General features: G+C 56.0%; 17 protein-coding genes. 8 read left to right on the forward strand and 9 right to left on the reverse strand.

Going from position 1 to position 16475, the window contains the following annotated elements; all coding sequences use genetic code 11:
• Positions 1-3: 3 nt before the first annotated feature.
• Together tatB and tatC are read left to right on the forward strand one after the other, a co-directional pair.
• Entirely contained in the window at positions 4-423 is a 420-nt protein-coding gene (tatB, locus tag AC13CN_RS11450) for a Sec-independent protein translocase protein TatB (protein ID WP_054641529.1), read from the forward strand.
• Positions 420-1202 (forward strand): twin-arginine translocase subunit TatC, encoded by a 783-nt coding sequence (gene tatC, locus AC13CN_RS11455; protein WP_062361953.1) that lies wholly within the window; start codon positions 420-422, stop codon positions 1200-1202. Before tatB ends, tatC begins: the two co-directional genes overlap by 4 nt.
• 78 nt (positions 1203-1280) lie before the next feature.
• Here the strand turns inward: tatC and elbB are convergent, their stop codons facing one another.
• A complete protein-coding gene (gene elbB, locus AC13CN_RS11460) occupies positions 1281-1940 on the reverse strand; it encodes an isoprenoid biosynthesis glyoxalase ElbB (protein ID WP_044630486.1) in 660 nt (219 codons plus the stop codon).
• A gap of 160 nt (positions 1941-2100) precedes the next feature.
• Here elbB and hemB point away from each other — a divergent pair, with 160 nt between their 5' ends.
• Together hemB and ppk1 are read left to right on the forward strand one after the other, a co-directional pair.
• Positions 2101-3108, forward strand: coding sequence for a porphobilinogen synthase (hemB, locus tag AC13CN_RS11465; RefSeq protein WP_044630485.1), 1008 nt, complete (start codon positions 2101-2103; stop codon positions 3106-3108).
• A 124-nt stretch (positions 3109-3232) separates the two neighbouring features.
• Entirely contained in the window at positions 3233-5434 is a 2202-nt protein-coding gene (ppk1, locus tag AC13CN_RS11470) for a polyphosphate kinase 1 (protein ID WP_253556808.1), read from the forward strand.
• Between the two features lie 59 nt (positions 5435-5493).
• Here the strand turns inward: ppk1 and metE are convergent, their stop codons facing one another.
• Positions 5494-7791, reverse strand: coding sequence for a 5-methyltetrahydropteroyltriglutamate--homocysteine S-methyltransferase (metE, locus tag AC13CN_RS11475; protein WP_253556809.1), 2298 nt, complete (start codon positions 7789-7791; stop codon positions 5494-5496).
• 99 nt (positions 7792-7890) lie between these two features.
• Between metE and AC13CN_RS11480 the strand changes: the two genes are divergently transcribed.
• Complete coding sequence (locus AC13CN_RS11480) at positions 7891-8829, forward strand: LysR family transcriptional regulator (protein ID WP_058577124.1); 939 nt, start codon at positions 7891-7893, stop codon at positions 8827-8829.
• Here AC13CN_RS11480 and AC13CN_RS11485 read toward each other — a convergent pair.
• The gene (locus AC13CN_RS11485; protein ID WP_062361936.1) at positions 8792-10414 is read right to left on the reverse strand and encodes an ATP-binding protein; all 1623 of its coding nucleotides are present in this window, start codon (positions 10412-10414) and stop codon (positions 8792-8794) included. The genes AC13CN_RS11480 and AC13CN_RS11485 overlap by 38 nt on opposite strands.
• Before the next feature lie 17 nt (positions 10415-10431).
• Positions 10432-11190 (reverse strand): winged helix-turn-helix domain-containing protein, encoded by a 759-nt coding sequence (locus AC13CN_RS11490; RefSeq protein ID WP_062361934.1) that lies wholly within the window; start codon positions 11188-11190, stop codon positions 10432-10434.
• A gap of 229 nt (positions 11191-11419) precedes the next feature.
• On the opposite strand from AC13CN_RS11490, the gene AC13CN_RS11495 reads away from it, so the two are divergent.
• Positions 11420-11560 (forward strand): hypothetical protein, encoded by a 141-nt coding sequence (locus tag AC13CN_RS11495; protein ID WP_253556810.1) that lies wholly within the window; start codon positions 11420-11422, stop codon positions 11558-11560.
• Positions 11561-11644: 84 nt separating this feature from the next.
• Here the strand turns inward: AC13CN_RS11495 and AC13CN_RS11500 are convergent, their stop codons facing one another.
• The 3 genes from AC13CN_RS11500 to AC13CN_RS11510 all read right to left on the reverse strand — a co-directional run bounded on the left by AC13CN_RS11500 (position 11645) and on the right by AC13CN_RS11510 (position 13774).
• Complete coding sequence (locus AC13CN_RS11500; protein WP_044630479.1) at positions 11645-11824, reverse strand: PLDc N-terminal domain-containing protein; 180 nt, start codon at positions 11822-11824, stop codon at positions 11645-11647.
• Positions 11825-11895: 71 nt separating this feature from the next.
• Complete coding sequence (locus AC13CN_RS11505; RefSeq protein WP_228168353.1) at positions 11896-12411, reverse strand: retropepsin-like aspartic protease family protein; 516 nt, start codon at positions 12409-12411, stop codon at positions 11896-11898.
• 16 nt (positions 12412-12427) lie between these two features.
• Positions 12428-13774, reverse strand: coding sequence for an MFS transporter (locus AC13CN_RS11510; protein WP_253556811.1), 1347 nt, complete (start codon positions 13772-13774; stop codon positions 12428-12430).
• A 136-nt stretch (positions 13775-13910) separates the two neighbouring features.
• Between AC13CN_RS11510 and AC13CN_RS11515 the strand changes: the two genes are divergently transcribed.
• Together AC13CN_RS11515 and AC13CN_RS11520 are read left to right on the forward strand one after the other, a co-directional pair.
• Positions 13911-14372 carry a substrate-binding periplasmic protein gene (locus tag AC13CN_RS11515; RefSeq protein WP_253556812.1) on the forward strand — a complete coding sequence of 154 codons (462 nt, stop codon included), beginning with the start codon at positions 13911-13913 and terminating at the stop codon, positions 14370-14372.
• Positions 14373-14376: 4 nt separating this feature from the next.
• A complete protein-coding gene (locus AC13CN_RS11520) occupies positions 14377-14598 on the forward strand; it encodes a diguanylate cyclase (protein WP_058577122.1) in 222 nt (73 codons plus the stop codon).
• A 39-nt stretch (positions 14599-14637) separates the two neighbouring features.
• On the opposite strand, the gene AC13CN_RS11525 is transcribed toward AC13CN_RS11520, so the two are convergent.
• Together AC13CN_RS11525 and AC13CN_RS11530 are read right to left on the reverse strand one after the other, a co-directional pair.
• Complete coding sequence (locus AC13CN_RS11525; protein WP_164834392.1) at positions 14638-14784, reverse strand: hypothetical protein; 147 nt, start codon at positions 14782-14784, stop codon at positions 14638-14640.
• A gap of 44 nt (positions 14785-14828) precedes the next feature.
• Positions 14829-16454 carry a BCCT family transporter gene (locus AC13CN_RS11530; RefSeq protein WP_062362354.1) on the reverse strand — a complete coding sequence of 542 codons (1626 nt, stop codon included), beginning with the start codon at positions 16452-16454 and terminating at the stop codon, positions 14829-14831.
• Positions 16455-16475: the final 21 nt, after the last annotated feature.

Genomic DNA, 16475 nt, shown 5'->3' on the forward strand with positions numbered 1-16475 from the left:
GCCATGCTGGATATCGGCTTTCTTGAACTCATGCTCATTGGCATCGTGGCGCTACTGGTGCTCGGCCCTGAACGGCTGCCCAAAGCGGCACGCACGGCAGGGCTATGGATCGGCAAGATCAAGCGTACGGTATCCGGCATGCAGCGTGAGATCAGCGCCCAACTGGAAGCGGAAGAGCTGCGGCAAAAGCTGAACGAGCAGCAGAAGAAGCTCGACGATAGCTTGAAGAAAGCCAAGCAGGACGTGGAGAGCATTGCCGAGTCTCCCTCGCCCAGCAGCAATGCGACCGCTAATCAGCAAGCGACCGAGCAGCGAGTAGCAAGCGCCAGTGCCCGGCTAGACGACGCGCTGCAAACGGTGCGTGAAGATACCCCAGCCCCCACTGACAAGGCCGATCATCAAAAGGATAGCAACCACCAATGAGTATGTCTGGCGATTCCCCGGAGCCGCATAACGACCAAAGCCAAGCGCCTCTCATTGAGCATCTCATCGAACTGCGTTCGCGCTTGATGAAGGCCATTGTGGTAATTCTGGTGGTGTTTCTGGGGCTTTACGCGTTTGCGAACGACATCTACAGTTTTGTGGCCGACCCACTGATGTCGCTGCTCCCAGAAGGCTCACAGATGATTGCCACCGAGGTGGCTTCTCCCTTCTTAGCGCCGTTCAAGCTCACCCTGGTGGTGGCGGTCTTTATTGCTATCCCCTTTGTGCTGCATCAGGCCTGGGCCTTCGTCGCGCCAGGGCTTTACGACAACGAAAAAATGTTGGCCATACCGATTTTAGTATCCAGCGTGGCGTTGTTTTATGCCGGTGCGGCCTTTGCTTACTACGTGGTGTTTCCGTTGCTGTTTGAGTTTTTCACCCAAACCGGCCCGGAAAACGTTGCGGTAATGACCGACATCAACCAGTACCTCAACTTTGTACTGAAGCTGTTCTTTGCGTTTGGGGTGGCCTTTGAGATTCCCATTGCCACCTTCCTGCTGATTTTATCTGGTGCCACAACCGTTGAGAGTCTCTCCAAAAAGCGACCTTACATTGTTTTAGGCTGCTTTGTGGTGGGTATGCTACTGACACCGCCGGATGTCATATCCCAAAGCCTGCTAGCGATCCCTATGTATCTTTTATATGAGGTTGGTTTGCTCTTTGGCCGCTTGGTCCGCAAGCGCCGCGCAGAAGCAGACGCCGAAGATCAGGAGTCGTAAGCTCTCTGCGTGCCCGGTACTAAAAAGCCTCTGTCATCCCAGGATGACAGAGGCTTTTCCCCTACTAAGCGCTGACACTTAGCCCATCATTTCATCAATGCGGTCTACCAGCTTAAAAATACCGGTAGCGGCTTCACTGATACGCGTAGCGAGCATATATGCTGGCGTTGTCACTACACGATGCTCATGATCCACCACAATCTCTTCTACGCCACAGCTGCGATGCAGGCCACCCATCGCGCTAATGGCCCCGGCGACGCCCGGATCATGCCCAATGGTGACCGCAATGCCATCGCCCAACAGGCGCGGAACCATCACCGGGGCAATGCACATTAAACCGATGGGCTTGGCATCCTCTTTAAATCCGGCTAACGCCTCTTTGACGCTCTCCAGCACCTGCATGCTGTCACTCTGCATGGCAAAATCAGAGAGATTTTTGGCCACGCCAAAGCCACCCGGCACGATCACTGCATCGAACTCATCAGAATCAAGCTCGGTAATCGGGCTAATATCACCACGGGCCAAACGGGCAGACTCCTGCAGCACATTGCGGGTTTCGCCCTCTACCGGCGCTTGGTCTAGGTGATTAATCACATGGTGCTGAGCCACATCCGGGGCAAAGCAGCGATAACCGATCCCCAATTGATCAAGGCGTAACAGCGTCAGGGTGGTCTCGTAAATTTCCGAGCCATCAAACACGCCACAACCCGCCAATACGATTGCTACCTGCTTCGTCATACCTATCTCCTTGTCCAAGTCATCTCTGTGGCTGAATGGCTCACTTTAGTCAGTCTCTATTGCCGCCACAAGGCGGCTTTCGCTGTACGGCATGCCTGATATACTCCCACCAAGCCCTGATACACGGGGCGCCCACGATGCGATTGCCTGGAGAGAGCCATTGAATACCTCAAGCCCACGCCACTTCCCCGCTACCCGAATGCGCCGTATGCGTCGGGATGACTTCTCGCGCCGCTTGATGCAAGAGTCGACGCTAACGCCCAACGACCTTATCCTGCCGGTATTTGTTCTGGAAGGTGAAAATCAGCGTGAAGCGGTGGCCTCCATGCCCGGCGTCGAGCGCCTCTCGATTGATCTGCTGATTGAGCAGGCCCGCGAAGCCTATGCGCTGGGTATTCCCGCACTGGCGCTGTTCCCGGTGATTGGCCCTGAGCAGAAAAGCGAACTGGCCGAAGAGGCGTACAACGCCAGTGGCCTCGTACAGCGCAGCGTGCGTGCGCTCAAACAGGCGCTGCCCGAGCTGGGGATCATTACCGATGTGGCCCTCGATCCTTATACCAGCCACGGGCAGGACGGCATTCTCGATGAGCAGGGGTACGTTCAAAACGATCGCACCGTCGACACGTTACTCAAACAAGCGCTCTCCCACGCGGAAGCAGGCGCCGATGTAGTGGCCCCTTCCGATATGATGGATGGCCGCATTGGTGCCATTCGCCAAGTGCTGGAGCAGGAGCATCTGCATAACGTGCGCATTATGGCCTACAGCGCCAAGTATGCTTCCCACTATTACGGCCCCTTCCGCGATGCGGTCGGCTCAGCCGCCAATCTGGGCAAAGCGGACAAGCGTACCTATCAGATGGACCCTGCCAACAGCGATGAAGCGCTGCACGAAGTGGCCATGGACATTGCCGAAGGTGCCGACATGGTCATGGTCAAACCGGGCATGCCCTACCTGGATATGGTACGCCGAGTGAAAAGCGAGTTCCAAGTGCCTACCTTTGCCTACCAGGTCAGCGGTGAGTACGCCATGCACCGTGCAGCGTTCGATAACGGCTGGCTAGAAGCGGAGCCAGTGATTCTGGAGTCGCTGATGTGCTTTAAGCGCGCTGGGGCCGACGGCATCTTGACCTACTTTGCCCTAGAGGCCGCTCGCCTGCTGCAGCGTTAACCGTCATTTATGCCATTAAGATGACAAATCAGTGACACCTATTTGTCATCTTCCCCCTGCATACTCACCCTAATAAACATTAAAACGCTATGATGAGTACGAGCCACTACCGCGGGGGGCAACCATGGACGACAACGCTATAGATTCCACGCCAGCATTACCAGTACCGCCCAATGAGCAAATGAGCGGCGAAGCCGATATTGCACCGCTGCGTATTAACCGCACACCCACCGGGGTTCAAGCAAAAGAGTCACATACTGAAGCTGACCTTGACGATCCGCAGCTCTACTTTAACCGCGAGCTTTCTCACCTACAGTTTAATATTCGTGTATTAGAGCAGGCGTTAGACGATGCGCACCCACTGCTCAACCGGCTAATGTTCCTGCTGATTTTCTCCTCCAACATGGATGAGTTTTTCGAGATTCGTGTGGCGGGATTAAAACATCAAATGGCCTTGGGCGATGACACCCCCGCTGCTGATGGCCGCCTGCCCAAAGCCGTGCTGGCTGAGATTTCCGAGATTGCTCACCAACAGATTGCCCGTCAGTACGAGATTCTCAACGACACGCTACTGCCTGCACTAGAAGCCCAAGGGCTGCGTTTCCGCCGCCGCGACCAGTGGACCGACGCTCAAAAAGCTTGGGTGCGAGACTTTTTCGATAACGAAATCATGCCGGTGATTAGCCCCATTGGCCTGGACCCATCACACCCGTTCCCACGGCTGGTGAATAAGAGCCTCAACTTTATTGTCGAACTTGAAGGCAAAGATGCCTTTGGCCGAGCGGGCGGCATGGCGATTCTGCCCGCGCCGCGCTCGCTGCCGCGCCTGATGGCACTGCCTAAAGAGCTGTGCGCGGAAGGTTTTTCCGAGTATGTGTTCTTATCGTCGATGATCCACGCCCACGCCGAGGAGCTTTTCCCCGGCATGCGCGTGCGGGGCTGTTACCAGTTCCGCCTGACCCGCAACGCGGACATGACCGTTGATCCTGAAGAGGTATCCGATCTTGCCTCGGCCCTGCGTGGGGAACTGCTGGCCCGGCGCTACGGCAGCGGCGTGCGTTTGGAAGTCGCCGACAACTGCCCGGACGATTTGACCAACTTCCTACTGCGCCAGTTTGACTTGGTGGGCGGTGATCTTTATCGCGTTCAGGGGCCCGTAAACCTGACCCGCATGATGGCAGTGCTGGGCGATGTGGACCGCCCCGAGCTGCTCTACCGCCCGTTTGCCCCCAGCGTGCCCAAAGCGCTGAAAGGCGGCAGTCTGTTTAGCGCCATTGCTAAAAGCGATATATTGCTGCACCACCCCTTCCAGTCCTTCTCTCCCATTGAGGATTTGCTGCGGGAAGCCGCCCGGGACCCGGATGTGCTGGCCATCAAGCAAACGCTTTACCGCACCGGCTCAGACTCCCCCATCGTCAGCGCGCTGGTCGACGCTGCTAGTCAGGGTAAAGAGGTGACGGTGGTGATTGAGCTGCGGGCGCGCTTCGACGAGGCGGATAACCTGCAGCTAGCGTCACGTTTGCAAGAAGCAGGCGCGATCGTGATTTACGGCATTATGGCTTACAAGACCCACGCCAAGATGCTGCATATCGTGCGCCGAGAAAAAGGTGAGCTGCGCCACTACGCGCACCTGGGCACCGGCAACTATCACTCCAAAACTGCCAAGCTCTACACCGATTACAGCCTGCTGACCGCCAACACAGCCCTATGCGCGGATGTGCATAAAGTCTTTCAGCAGCTCTCGGGCATGGGCAGGGCACGCAAGATTGATACGCTGCTACATGCGCCTTTTACGCTGCACGAGCGCTTAGTCGAGATGATTGATCGGGAAGCCCAGATGGCACGTAAAGGAAAACGCGGCCATATCATCATCAAGTGCAACTCGCTGACCGAACCCAAGCTGATCAAAGCGCTATATCGCGCCTCTCAAGCGGGCGTGGAGTGCGATCTGATCATTCGCGGCATGTGCTGCCTGAAGCCGGGCATCCCCGGCGTATCCGACAATATTCGCGTACGCTCGATCATTGGCCGCTTCCTTGAGCACACCCGGGTATTCCACTTCCATAACGACGGCAAGCCAGAAACCTGGTGCTCCAGCGCGGATTTTATGTCGCGCAATATGTTCCACAGGGTAGAGACCTGCTTCCCGCTGCTGGATAAGAAACTTGCCACCCGCGTTCGCAAAGACCTGGAGACCTACCTGGTGGATAACTGCCAGAGCTGGCTACTGCAAAGCGACGGCAGCTACCAGCTACAGGACCCCGGCAGCGGCGACGCGATCAGCGCTCAGGAAACCCTGCTGTACGCTTACGCCTCTAAGAGCTAATGCAAAAACCCCGCTGCACTTAGTAGCGGGGTTAATAGCAGCCGAGCAACCCACCTGGCTTAAGCGTAGCGCTGACGCAGCTGCTCAGCGGCCTCCACCATATTGGCCAGGGCAGGCTCTACCTCGGCCCATCCACGGGTTTTCAATCCGCAATCCGGGTTGACCCATAGACGTTCGGCCGGGATTTTCTCCAGCGCTTTCTCCATCAGTGCCACCATCCACTCCACCTCGGGAATATTTGGCGTGTGGATATCGTAGACGCCCGGCCCAATTTCATTGGGGTAGGCAAAGTCCTGAAACGCATCCAGCAGCTGCATATCTGAGCGCGACGTCTCGATGGTGATCACATCGGCATCCAGCGCGGCAATGGCGCCAATGATGTCGTTGAACTCTGAATAGCACATATGGGTATGAATCTGAGTGCTGTCGGCCACGCCTGCCGCGCTTAGCTGGAAGCTCTCAACAGCCCAATCCAAATAGCGCTGCCACTCGCTCTGGTGCAACGGCAGCCCTTCCCGCAGCGCTGGCTCGTCAATTTGAATCACATGGATACCCGCTTTTTCCAGGTCACACACTTCGTCGCGCAGCGCCAGGGCGATCTGGCGGCAGGTGGTGGCGCGGGGCTGGTCGTCACGCACAAACGACCACTGTAAGATCGTCACCGGCCCGGTGAGCATGCCTTTCATCGGCTTTTCGGTCAGCGATTGGGCGTACTCGCTCCAGCGTACGGTCATCGCCGTGGGGCGGGTCACGTCACCAAAGATAATCGGCGGTTTCACACAGCGGGAGCCATAGCTCTGCACCCAGCCAAAGCGGGTAAACGCAAAACCGTCGAGCTGCTCGCCAAAGTACTCCACCATATCGTTACGTTCGGCTTCGCCGTGCACCAGTACGTCCAAGCCAAGCGCTTCCTGGCGTTCCACCGCGTAGGCGATCTCTTCGCGCATCCGCGCTTCGTAGTTCGCTTGGCTTAGCTCACCGGCCTTGAAAGCACGACGTGCGGCACGAATGGCATCCGTCTGTGGGAACGAGCCAATCGTGGTGGTGGGGAACAGCGGCAGTGCCAGCAGCCTGCGCTGGGCCTGCACACGCTGGGCATAGGGCGATTGACGCTGACTATCCTGAGACGTGATAGCGGCTAGCCGCTCGCTCACCGCAGGCTGGTGAATACGCGTCGACTCCCGGCGCGTATCCAAGGCGCGGGTTGCCTCGCTCAAACGCTGCTCGTCTTCCGGCGTAGCACGGTTATCAATCAGTCGCGCCAGCGTGACCACTTCATCCAGCTTCTGGCGAGCAAACGCCAGCCAGTTCACCAGCTCAGCGTCCAGCTCGGTCTCTTGACGCAGGTCGACCGGCACGTGAAGCAGCGAGCAGCTAGGCGCGAGCCACAGCCGCTGGCCCAACCGCACTTTCAGCGGCAGCAGGCGCTCACGCAGTGCTGCCAAATCGGCCCGCCAGATATTCCGACCATCCACTAAACCTACCGAGAGCACCTGATGCGGGCTTAACCGATCAATCACGCTCTCCACCTGCTCAGGAGCACGCACGGCATCAATATGTAGGCCCTCTACCGGTAGCCGCGTGGTGAGCGAAAGATTGTCGCCCAGCGCGCCGAAGTAAGTGGCCACCAGCAGCTTCAGCGGGGCCGACTGCAGGCGATGGTAAGCACGCTCGTAGGCCTGCTGCCAGGCCAGTGGCAAATCCTGTACCAGCGCAGGCTCGTCTAGCTGCACCCACTCAATACCCTGAGTCGCTAGGCGGGAAAGCGTCTCGCTGTAAACATCCAGTACGCTATCAAGAAGCTCAAGACGGTCAAACTCACTGCCCTTGGTTTTGCCTAGCCATAGCCATGTCAGCGGCCCGGTCAGCGTTACTTTAGGCGTAAAGCCCGCTTTTAGAGCTTCATCTACCTCGTCAAACAGCCGCGTAGAGGCTAAGGTAAATGTCTGCCCTGGATGAAGCTCAGGCACTAGGTAGTGGTAATTGGTATCAAAATATTTAGTCATCTCGCAGGCGGCCGCCGGGGTACCGCTTGGCGCGCGGCCACGGGCCATGCGAAAGGCGGTGTCCAGGTCGACGTGGCCTGCGTTTACCTCGTCTTGGGCTTGAAAGCGGCTAGGCACCGCGCCCAGCATTACGGAAACGTTTAGCACTTGGTCATAAAATGCGAAATCACCCACGCTGACCATATCCAAGCCCGCGGCTTGCTGGGTTTGCCAGTGGGCAAGCCGTAGCGCTTGGCCAACGGCTTCTAGTTCGTCACGGCTAACGTCGCCCTTCCAGTAAGCTTCAGTGACTTTTTTCAGTTCGCGCTGAGCGCCAATGCGGGGATAGCCGAGAATATGAGAAACTGTCATGATGATTCCTTCCAACGTGAATGATTTCACACAGTTTGAGTGCCGCATAAACGTGAATCAAACTAAAGATTTTAATATCAAACATGAAAAACACTCACAATGATTGAATTACGCCATTTGCGCACGCTGCTGGCCCTACGCGAAACTGGCTCGCTGGTAGAAGCCGCTGAGCGGGTGCACTTAACGCAGTCGGCCCTCTCACACCAATTGAAAGATCTAGAAAGTCGCGTGGATAGCGCGCTGTTTGTGCGCAAGACCCGTCCGGTAGAATTCACGCGGGCAGGGCTTCGGCTACTGGCGCTGGCCGATGAGATTTTGCCGGAAGTTCGCAAAGCGGAGCGGGACCTGGCCCGATTAGCGGGCACCGAGCAGGGGCGGCTCCACATGGCCATCGAGTGCCATAGCTGCTTTCAGTGGCTCATGCCCACGGTGGATTACTTCCGCGACCACTGGCCGGAAGTGGAGATCGATATTCCCAGCGGGCACCATTTCGACCCGCTGCCTGCCTTGGCCCGTGAGCAGCTGGATTTAGTCATTACCGCCGACCCTCAGCCGCTGGAAGGCGTTCACTACGTGCCGCTGTTTCGCTATGAGGGGCTGCTAGCGGTTGCCCGGCAACACAGCTTTGCGGGCCAACCCTATATTGAGCCTAGCGCGCTGGCCGAGGAGACACTGATCACCTACCCAGTGGAGCAGTCGCGCCTGGATGTCTTCACCCAATTTTTGGCCCCAGCCAACGTGCGCCCTAAAGAGATTCGCACCGCAGAGCTGACGATTATGATGATGCAGCTGGTGGCCAGTGGCCGCGGCGTATGTGCGCTGCCCAACTGGGCGCTCACGGAGTATTTAGAGCGCGACTACGTCAGCGCGGTGAAGCTAGGCGAGCACGGCATCTGGAGCACGCTCTATGCCGCTATTCGTGAGGAGTCGGCGGAAGCGCCGTGGATGCAGGACTTTTTGCGTACCGCCAAGGAGACCTCCTTTGCGGTGCTGTCAGGAATTAAACCGGCGAATCGCGACGAGGAATCAGCAGCGTAAAGCGTGCGCCGCCCAGCGCAGGGCTGCTATCTACGGTGACGCTACCACCGTGGCCTGCCATGATTTTTTGCACAATCGAGAGACCAAGGCCGTAGCCACCAGAACTGCGGGCGCGGCTATCGTCCAGGCGCGCAAAGGGTTTGAAGATATCGGCTCGGGCATCGAAGGGAATGCCTGGGCCGTCATCTTCTACATCTATACGCACTAAGCACGGCTCATCCCACAGGCGAATCACCACTTGAGATTTGCCGTAGCGGCAAGCATTGCCCACTAGGTTTTGTAGTGCCCGCTGCAGGTAGCGCGGCTCTGCCAACAGCTCAATATCAGGCCCCGGCGCCAGGGTTAAGGTCTGCCCGCTGTGCAGCGGTGCTAGCGTATCAATCACCCGCTCCGCCATAGACCGGCACTCCACCAACGCCATTTCCAGCTCTGCGCCATTGACCGTTTCGCCACCTAGGCGCGCATAGGTCAAAATTTCGTCCACTAACTCATCCAATTCAGCAATATCTGCATCAATACCCTGGAGCTGACGCTGAATGGCGGGTTGATCGGTCATGTCCTCGACCATCTGCACCGCAAAGCGGATGCGTGCCACCGGAGTGCGTAGCTCGTGGGAGACAGCGCGAATCATCTCTTGCTGACCCCGCAGTAGGCTCTGCACTTGGTTCGCCATGCCATTAAAGGCCATCCCCAAGCGCCCCAGAAAGTCGCCGCTTTCCACTTTGACGCGGGTTTCCAACCGGCCACTGGCAATACGGGTTGCCGCCAGCTCGAGCCGCGCCATGCGCGACTCGATGCTGCGCATAATCAGATAAATGATCAGGCTTAGCACGACCATCAGCGCCACGAGCAGCGGCAAGTGCAAATTGAGCGGCAACGTATCGCCTCGGGAAATAGGCCCAGCCTGAAGCCACTGGTCGGCCCCTCCCGAGGCGTTAGGCAATTGATAAAGTAGCGTAATCGATAGCTTGTCTGTCACTAGCCGGGTTATCACACCCCCGAGCGTTAGCTGAAACTGCTGTTCGGTGGTCAAGTCATCGGGAAGTGCGTTGAGCAGGCTCAACGGCCAACTGCCGGGGCGTAGCTCGGCCAGCGCCGCTAGCCGCTCTTCCTCTGGCATGGCGGCCAGCCATTCCCCCAACAACACCATGCTGCCCTGCCACTGGCGCTCGCTCCAAGCATCAAACGTGGCTTCCAGCACCCATAGCTCCCCGCTGGTGTTAGCCGTGGGCAGCCGCTGGCGCAGTTGCCAAGGCTCTTCTGCCACTAACACCGCGCCCCGCTCAATTCGCGACCGCTCGAAATAGCCTAACTGGGCGTCGTTCATGTCGCGCAGCACCAGCTGCATGCCTAGCTGCTCGGAAAAATCGCCTAACAGCGTTTCACGCTCATCTATGGGCACGCTGGCAAGCTGCTGTGTCATTAATGACATAGGCAGCGCGGCGAGCTGTTCGCGATAATCTTCCCGGCGCACCTGCTCTATAAAAGAACGCCCCCCTAGCGCAATAAAAAACACCACGCACAGCGCTAGGCCCAGCAGTAGGTAGAAGCGTAAAAACGAGCCGTGGCTAAGCACTCGCCGCATTAGGCGACCTCTCTTGTTTAACTGTCTTTAACAAACAGATAGCCTTTACTGCGCACGGTTTTAATGCGGTGCGGCTGGTTAGGGTCGTCGCCAATTTTTGGGCGAATACGCGATACGCGCACATCAATAGAGCGGTCTTGGCCGTCGTATTTAATGCCTCGCAAGTCGCTGAAAATCTCTTCGCGGGTCAGCACACGGCCAGCATTACGCGCTAGCAGCCACAGCAGGTCGAATTCTGCGCTGGTCAGGTCGATACGCTCACCGGAGAGCCAGGCTTCCCGCGTGGCGTTATCAATCTCCAGGTTCTCAAACTTAAGGCGCATTTCACCATCGGGGGCTGGCGCATCCGCGCGACGCAGAAGCGCACGCATACGGGCTAGCAGCACGCGGGGCTGCACCGGTTTGGGCACATAGTCATCCGCGCCCATTTCTAGCCCGAGCACTTGATCAAGGTCATCGGTGTGGGCAGTCAGCATCATAATGGGGCCAGCAAAGTTGGGCCGCACGCGGCGGCAAATGGCCAAACCATCTTCACCGGGTAGCATCAGATCCAAAATCACCAGGTCCGGCTGCAGCGTTAAAATACGATCTACGCCTTTGGCACCATCCGCTTCTAGCGTCACCTGAAAGCCGTTTGCTTCCAGATAATCGCGGGTGAGCTCGGCCAAGCGCTGATCATCTTCAATAATCAGCACATGGTCCTGGTCAGGGTAGTCGGGAGTTACCGATTCCTGCGCCCCAAGTGCTTGAAACTGCTGTTCCAAATGATCTACCATCCTTTTTCTTCACTCCGCTTAGGCAGTTTGTATTATCACCCGCTCACCCTGTGCAAAAGCAGGTTGTGGATAGCTTCCAGGATACCTTAAAACCTTGCAAACGCCTGCCCCTTGATTAGCGTTGCGTATGCATCCTAGTTAGAGGGCGTCTTGAGCAACTTGATTCTTCCACCACCAAGCGCTAATGTGAGGTGGCGAACTGTCGACAATCGGACAGGAGGAGATCGCCATGGGAGATGGCAAAGCCAAAAGTGTCATTAAGCGTGTCTATGTACCAACGCAAGTGCGCGACCTGCCCAACGGAGAGAAGTTAAAAATTCCCGGGCACTACAAAGCGCCGCCCAGCGAAAGCAACAATTCGCTCGATTAACGATGCGCAGATAAAGAAAAAGGCAGGCCTGTCGAGGCCTGCCTTTTTAATACGCCTTCATGTACGCCTTCATGGTTAAGATGGCTATCCCTTGGGGCCGAACAGGAACCAAGCAATCAACCCCACCAGGGGAAACACCAGTAGCGCGATAATCCATAGCAATTTGGCAAGCCCGCTAGCCGAGCTTTTTGCCACTTTAACGATGGCCCATACCACAATGATGAGCCAAATAAGACCGAGCAAACCACCGACTTCAATACCCATAGCAACTCCTTAGCGTGTTGGCATCCATGAGTCTTCAGCTAAGCACATGACTGCAGTGCGCACAAGTCGCCCTAAGGCTCTGGCAAGCGCAGCACCATCTCCCCGCCGCGAATCTCAATCGCTAGCTGGTTTAAAAAGCTCATCCCTAGCAGCACCGTATCGCGCTCCATGCCGGGGCTGATAGAGCCCTGCACGTTGTTCATCTGAATACCGCCCAGCACTACTTCATCTAGCTGAGTCAGATTACCCTCGACACGGCCATTGGCGGTGTTAAACCAAGCACGACGCCCTGGCGCTAAGCTTAGCCTTTTAGCTAGCTCACTAGGCACCGCTACATAAGTGGCGCCTGTATCCAACAAAAACGTCACAGGCTCACCGTTGATCTGACCCGGTGCTTCAAAATGGCCTGCTCGGTTACGCTTTAGTGTTACCGGGCCATTGTCTGGGGAGGTATTCATGATGTTCACGTTAGGGTGCAGCATGTCCTCAAGACCGCCCTGAATCCACCACGTTCCTACCGCCATTAACAGCACCCAAAATAGCAGCATCATCACAATGCCGCCCTGCTGTGGCCTGTGTCTTGCCATTATTCACCTCACGGCATCAAGAACTTTTCCAGGCCACTGCCGCCTCACGGCCACGGCGCTCATTGACGCCTACGCAAATTAGCATCGCTGCAATAAATAGCCCAACACATAAAAGAATAGACGCTTGAAGGCCAATCAGCGTTTGCAACACCCCTAACATGACGATGCCCAGCACCCCCGCCAGTTTGTTTGCCAAGCCCCAGAAGCCAAAAAACTCCGCTGATTTTTCCAGCGGTGAAAAGACACCCACCAGCGCGCGGCTGGCCGACTGGCTAGAGCCTAAACTCAACCCGGCTAAGCAGCCGACCACTAAAAACAAGTGCTGTGCCTGCCACTGCCACCCAAACTGCTGATTGAGCCACTCGGTTAACGCCGGCGTTGCCCAGATCGCGACAATAGCCGCAACCCAGAGAGCAAGTGTCATTTGATAAGTGTGTTTAGCGCCCAGTTTATCTTGTAAAAACCCAAATCCGATGGCTCCCGCAGCAGCGGTGACCTGCACAATAATAAACATGATATTGCGCACGCTCTCATCCCAGCCAATCACCTGGGCCCCGTAGATAAAAGCAAAGGCGATAATGATGTAAACGCCTGCCATCGAAAATAGAAGTGACACTAAGAAAACGCTTAAGTCTTTGAAGTAGCGCAGCTCATGAAAAGTACCCAAAATCCGCTGCTGGGCAATTTGCCGATAAGAAACGCCATGGGGTTTAGGTACACCGCGCTCTTTCAGCCATAAAAAAGTGGGAATCGCCGCCACTAAAAAGAACCCTGCTGCAAAAGGTCCTACCCAGCGAATACGCTCAAAATTGTCAGCCGTTGCCTCTCCTAGCACAATCAGCGTAAACCCTGCGGCCAATAGGCCGCCAATATAGCCCAATGCCCAACCAAAGCCGGAAATTTTACCCAGCGCACCCGGCGGCCCTAACTCTGGCAGAAAAGCGGCAATAAATGACTCTCCCATGGAGTAGGCGTAGTTGGAAAGTACGATCAACACGAGGCCTAGCACTACATAACCAGGTTCAACAAAATAGAGCATGGCCGTGGTTGCCACCGTCGCCATGTAGCTAAACAGAAGAAAGCGCTTTTTTTCAGCACGGTAATCCATGATGGCGCCACACAGGGGAGCGCTGATCACCACCAGTAAATAACTGATGGCTAAGGCCAAGCTCCATAAAAAGTTCGCTAAGCGGTAGCCATCGTTCCGCTCACCGACAATCACCGTGGTAAATAGCTCACCAAATACCACGGTAATAATGAGGAGCGTGTAGGCTTGATTGGCAAAATCAAACATTGCCCAGCCGAAAATTTCGCGCCGCGTAGCGTAGGGGGACGAGGCAGGCGTAGCAGTTGCAGACGGCATATCAGCACTCGCTTAAAAAGAGTTCTAAGACTATCAGTTAGCCGCATCGCACGGCTATAGACAGCGTTAACAGAATAGAGGTGACAGAAATACAAAGTTACTCTAACTTTGCTAGGTAAAATTAGCAGATAAGGCTTTGCGTACAAAACCTAACTTCCGGATACTTCCCTGGGCACGTTCCTACACCGAAGCAAGGCTACGTGACTATCACTGCGTCTACTCCACTACCCGTACGGCTGAAAGAGAACGGCAGTTTCACTGGGTAGGGCCACTTGTAATTAACGAATGGTCTGCTTTTGGCCTCGCCGAACGGCAGCTTGAGCTGACGCAGCTTAGCGAGTTACACGAATGGAAAGTCGGTAGTTTCCGCGAGGATGCCGTGGGAGATTACGTTGCGAGCAAAGGCATTAACGTGTTGCGAGCGCCCACTGAGCGGGAAAACATGGCACGTTTATCCGCAGGCTTGCTTGATGTGATTGTGACGGGGAGGGCCACAGGGGAGTATCTTGCCAAGGAGCTGGAGCTCGCCATTGAGTACTTATTCACCTTTTATTACGCACCGCTTTATCTGTGTACTGCCTGGCAAAGATGCCAATGAGGCGATGAATATTGCCAACTGCCTGCGCCAAGCCATTCTGTCACTGGCTATTCCCCATGCCTACTCCAGCACTCATTCGCACCTAACGGCTAGCATGGGCATTGCCACCACAACACCTGAGCAGCCGCTTAGCCCTGATGACCTGCTCAACAAAGCAGATCAACAGCTCTACCATGCCAAACGACGCGGCAGGAACCGCATCGAGATACACGAACGCCCGGCGTAATCGGGCGTTGTAGGCATCCATCGGCTCTACGTCACAGCGTCACAGCAACCAGTGGGCAATGACCGCTGACAAGCCGACCACCATCGCAGTGACTACCGCAACGGTGACCACCCGATCTAACCAACGGTCGAAGGCAGCCCCTTTTGGCTGCCTTCGCGTTGCCCCGTGACGTCCCTGTCGAGCCATTAGCACGCAGTTTCCATAGGTGCTTCCTCTATCGAAGCCGTTGTTTAGCTATTAATACGCCGATTGACCACGCTGGGCGCACGGCGCAGACGCTCCTCTTCCCCTAACTGCTCCGCCTCAAAGGCATCAGCACCCACGGGGGTCTCACCGTGGCGACGGTAGAGCTGGGTCAGCATCGCTTTACGATCCGCACGCAGCTCGCGTACCAGCACAATCACCATCATATACAGAATAAAGGTAAACGGCAGCGCTGACAGCACGGCCGCTGACTGCAGGCCAGAAAGGCCACCCGCCACGATAAGCGTAAGGCAAATCGCCGCGATCAGCACGCCCCATACCACGCGTTTATAGAGTGGTGGATTGATAGAACCATTATCCGTCATCTGCGCCACAATATACGAAGCGGAGTCTGCTGAGGTCACCAGGAAAATAAAAATTAGCAGCATGGCCAACACGGAGAGCACGCCCGAGAACGGCATCAAATCAAACATCTCAAACAGGGCGACGGTGATGTTTGCTTCGGTGGCCGCAGCCAGGCCTACATCGGTGCCGTTCAGCTCCAGGTTAAGCGCTGCACCACCAAATACGCCGATCCACAAGCACGCCAAAAGCGGCGGCACAAAGAGCACCCCAAATACGTACTCTTTAATAGTGCGCCCGCGAGACACACGTGCCACAAAGGTGCCCACAAAGGGCGACCAGGCAATCACCCAAGCCCAGTAGAAGATGGTCCAGCTACTAGCCCACTGGTTGTCGCTATAGGGTGAAATGCGCAGGCTCATGCCAATAAAATTCTGCAGATAGTCGCCAATGCCTAGCGTAATCGTTTCCAAAATAGCAATGGTCGGGCCGGTGAACAGCACGTAGAGCATCAAACCGATACACAGCGCCATATTTAAGTTAGACAGGCGCTTAATGCCTTTATCCAAACCAGACCAAGTAGATGCCATGTAGGCGCAGAACATCACAAATAGAATGACAAATTGCCAAAACCCATTCTCCGGCAAGCCAAATACCGCGTTAAGACCGCCATTCATTTGTAATACGCCAAGCCCTAGTGATGTCGCCACCCCCATCACGGTAGCCACCACCGCAAAAACATCTAACCAGGAAGCGTAGGGGCGCACATGGGGGTGCTTGGCCGTGACCGACGAGAGCACTGAAGACACCAAACCCGCCTGCCCCTTACGGAACTGAAAGTAAGCAATAATCAAACCCACCACGGAGAATGCCGCCCACTGGTGAATTCCCCAATTAAAATAGCTGTACTGGATGGCGTAGCGTGCAGCCGCTTCGCTCTCTGCCGGGACATCGCCGTAAGGCGGGTTAATGTAGTGCGTCATGGGCTCTGCCATGCCGTAAAACACCAGCCCTACCCCAAAGCCTGCGGCCAATAGCATGCTGATCCATGAGAAAAAGCTGTAGCTGGGCGTACTGTCCTGGGGTCCCAGACGTACTTTGCCGTATTTACTGAGCGCCAGGCCAATCAGGAACACCACAAAGCCAAATACAGAGAAGAGATAGAACCAGCCAAATAGCTCGGTAATTGATGTGAGGGCGGCCTCAGCAGCATTACCAAACGCGACAGGAAACGCGGCCCCCACAATCACTAAGCCGAAAATAATCACTGCCGATGCGATAAACACCGACTTCCCTCCATGATTTGTCATAGCACCACCCTGGTTAATGAA

Source organism: Vreelandella sp. L-25 (assembly GCF_056857535.1).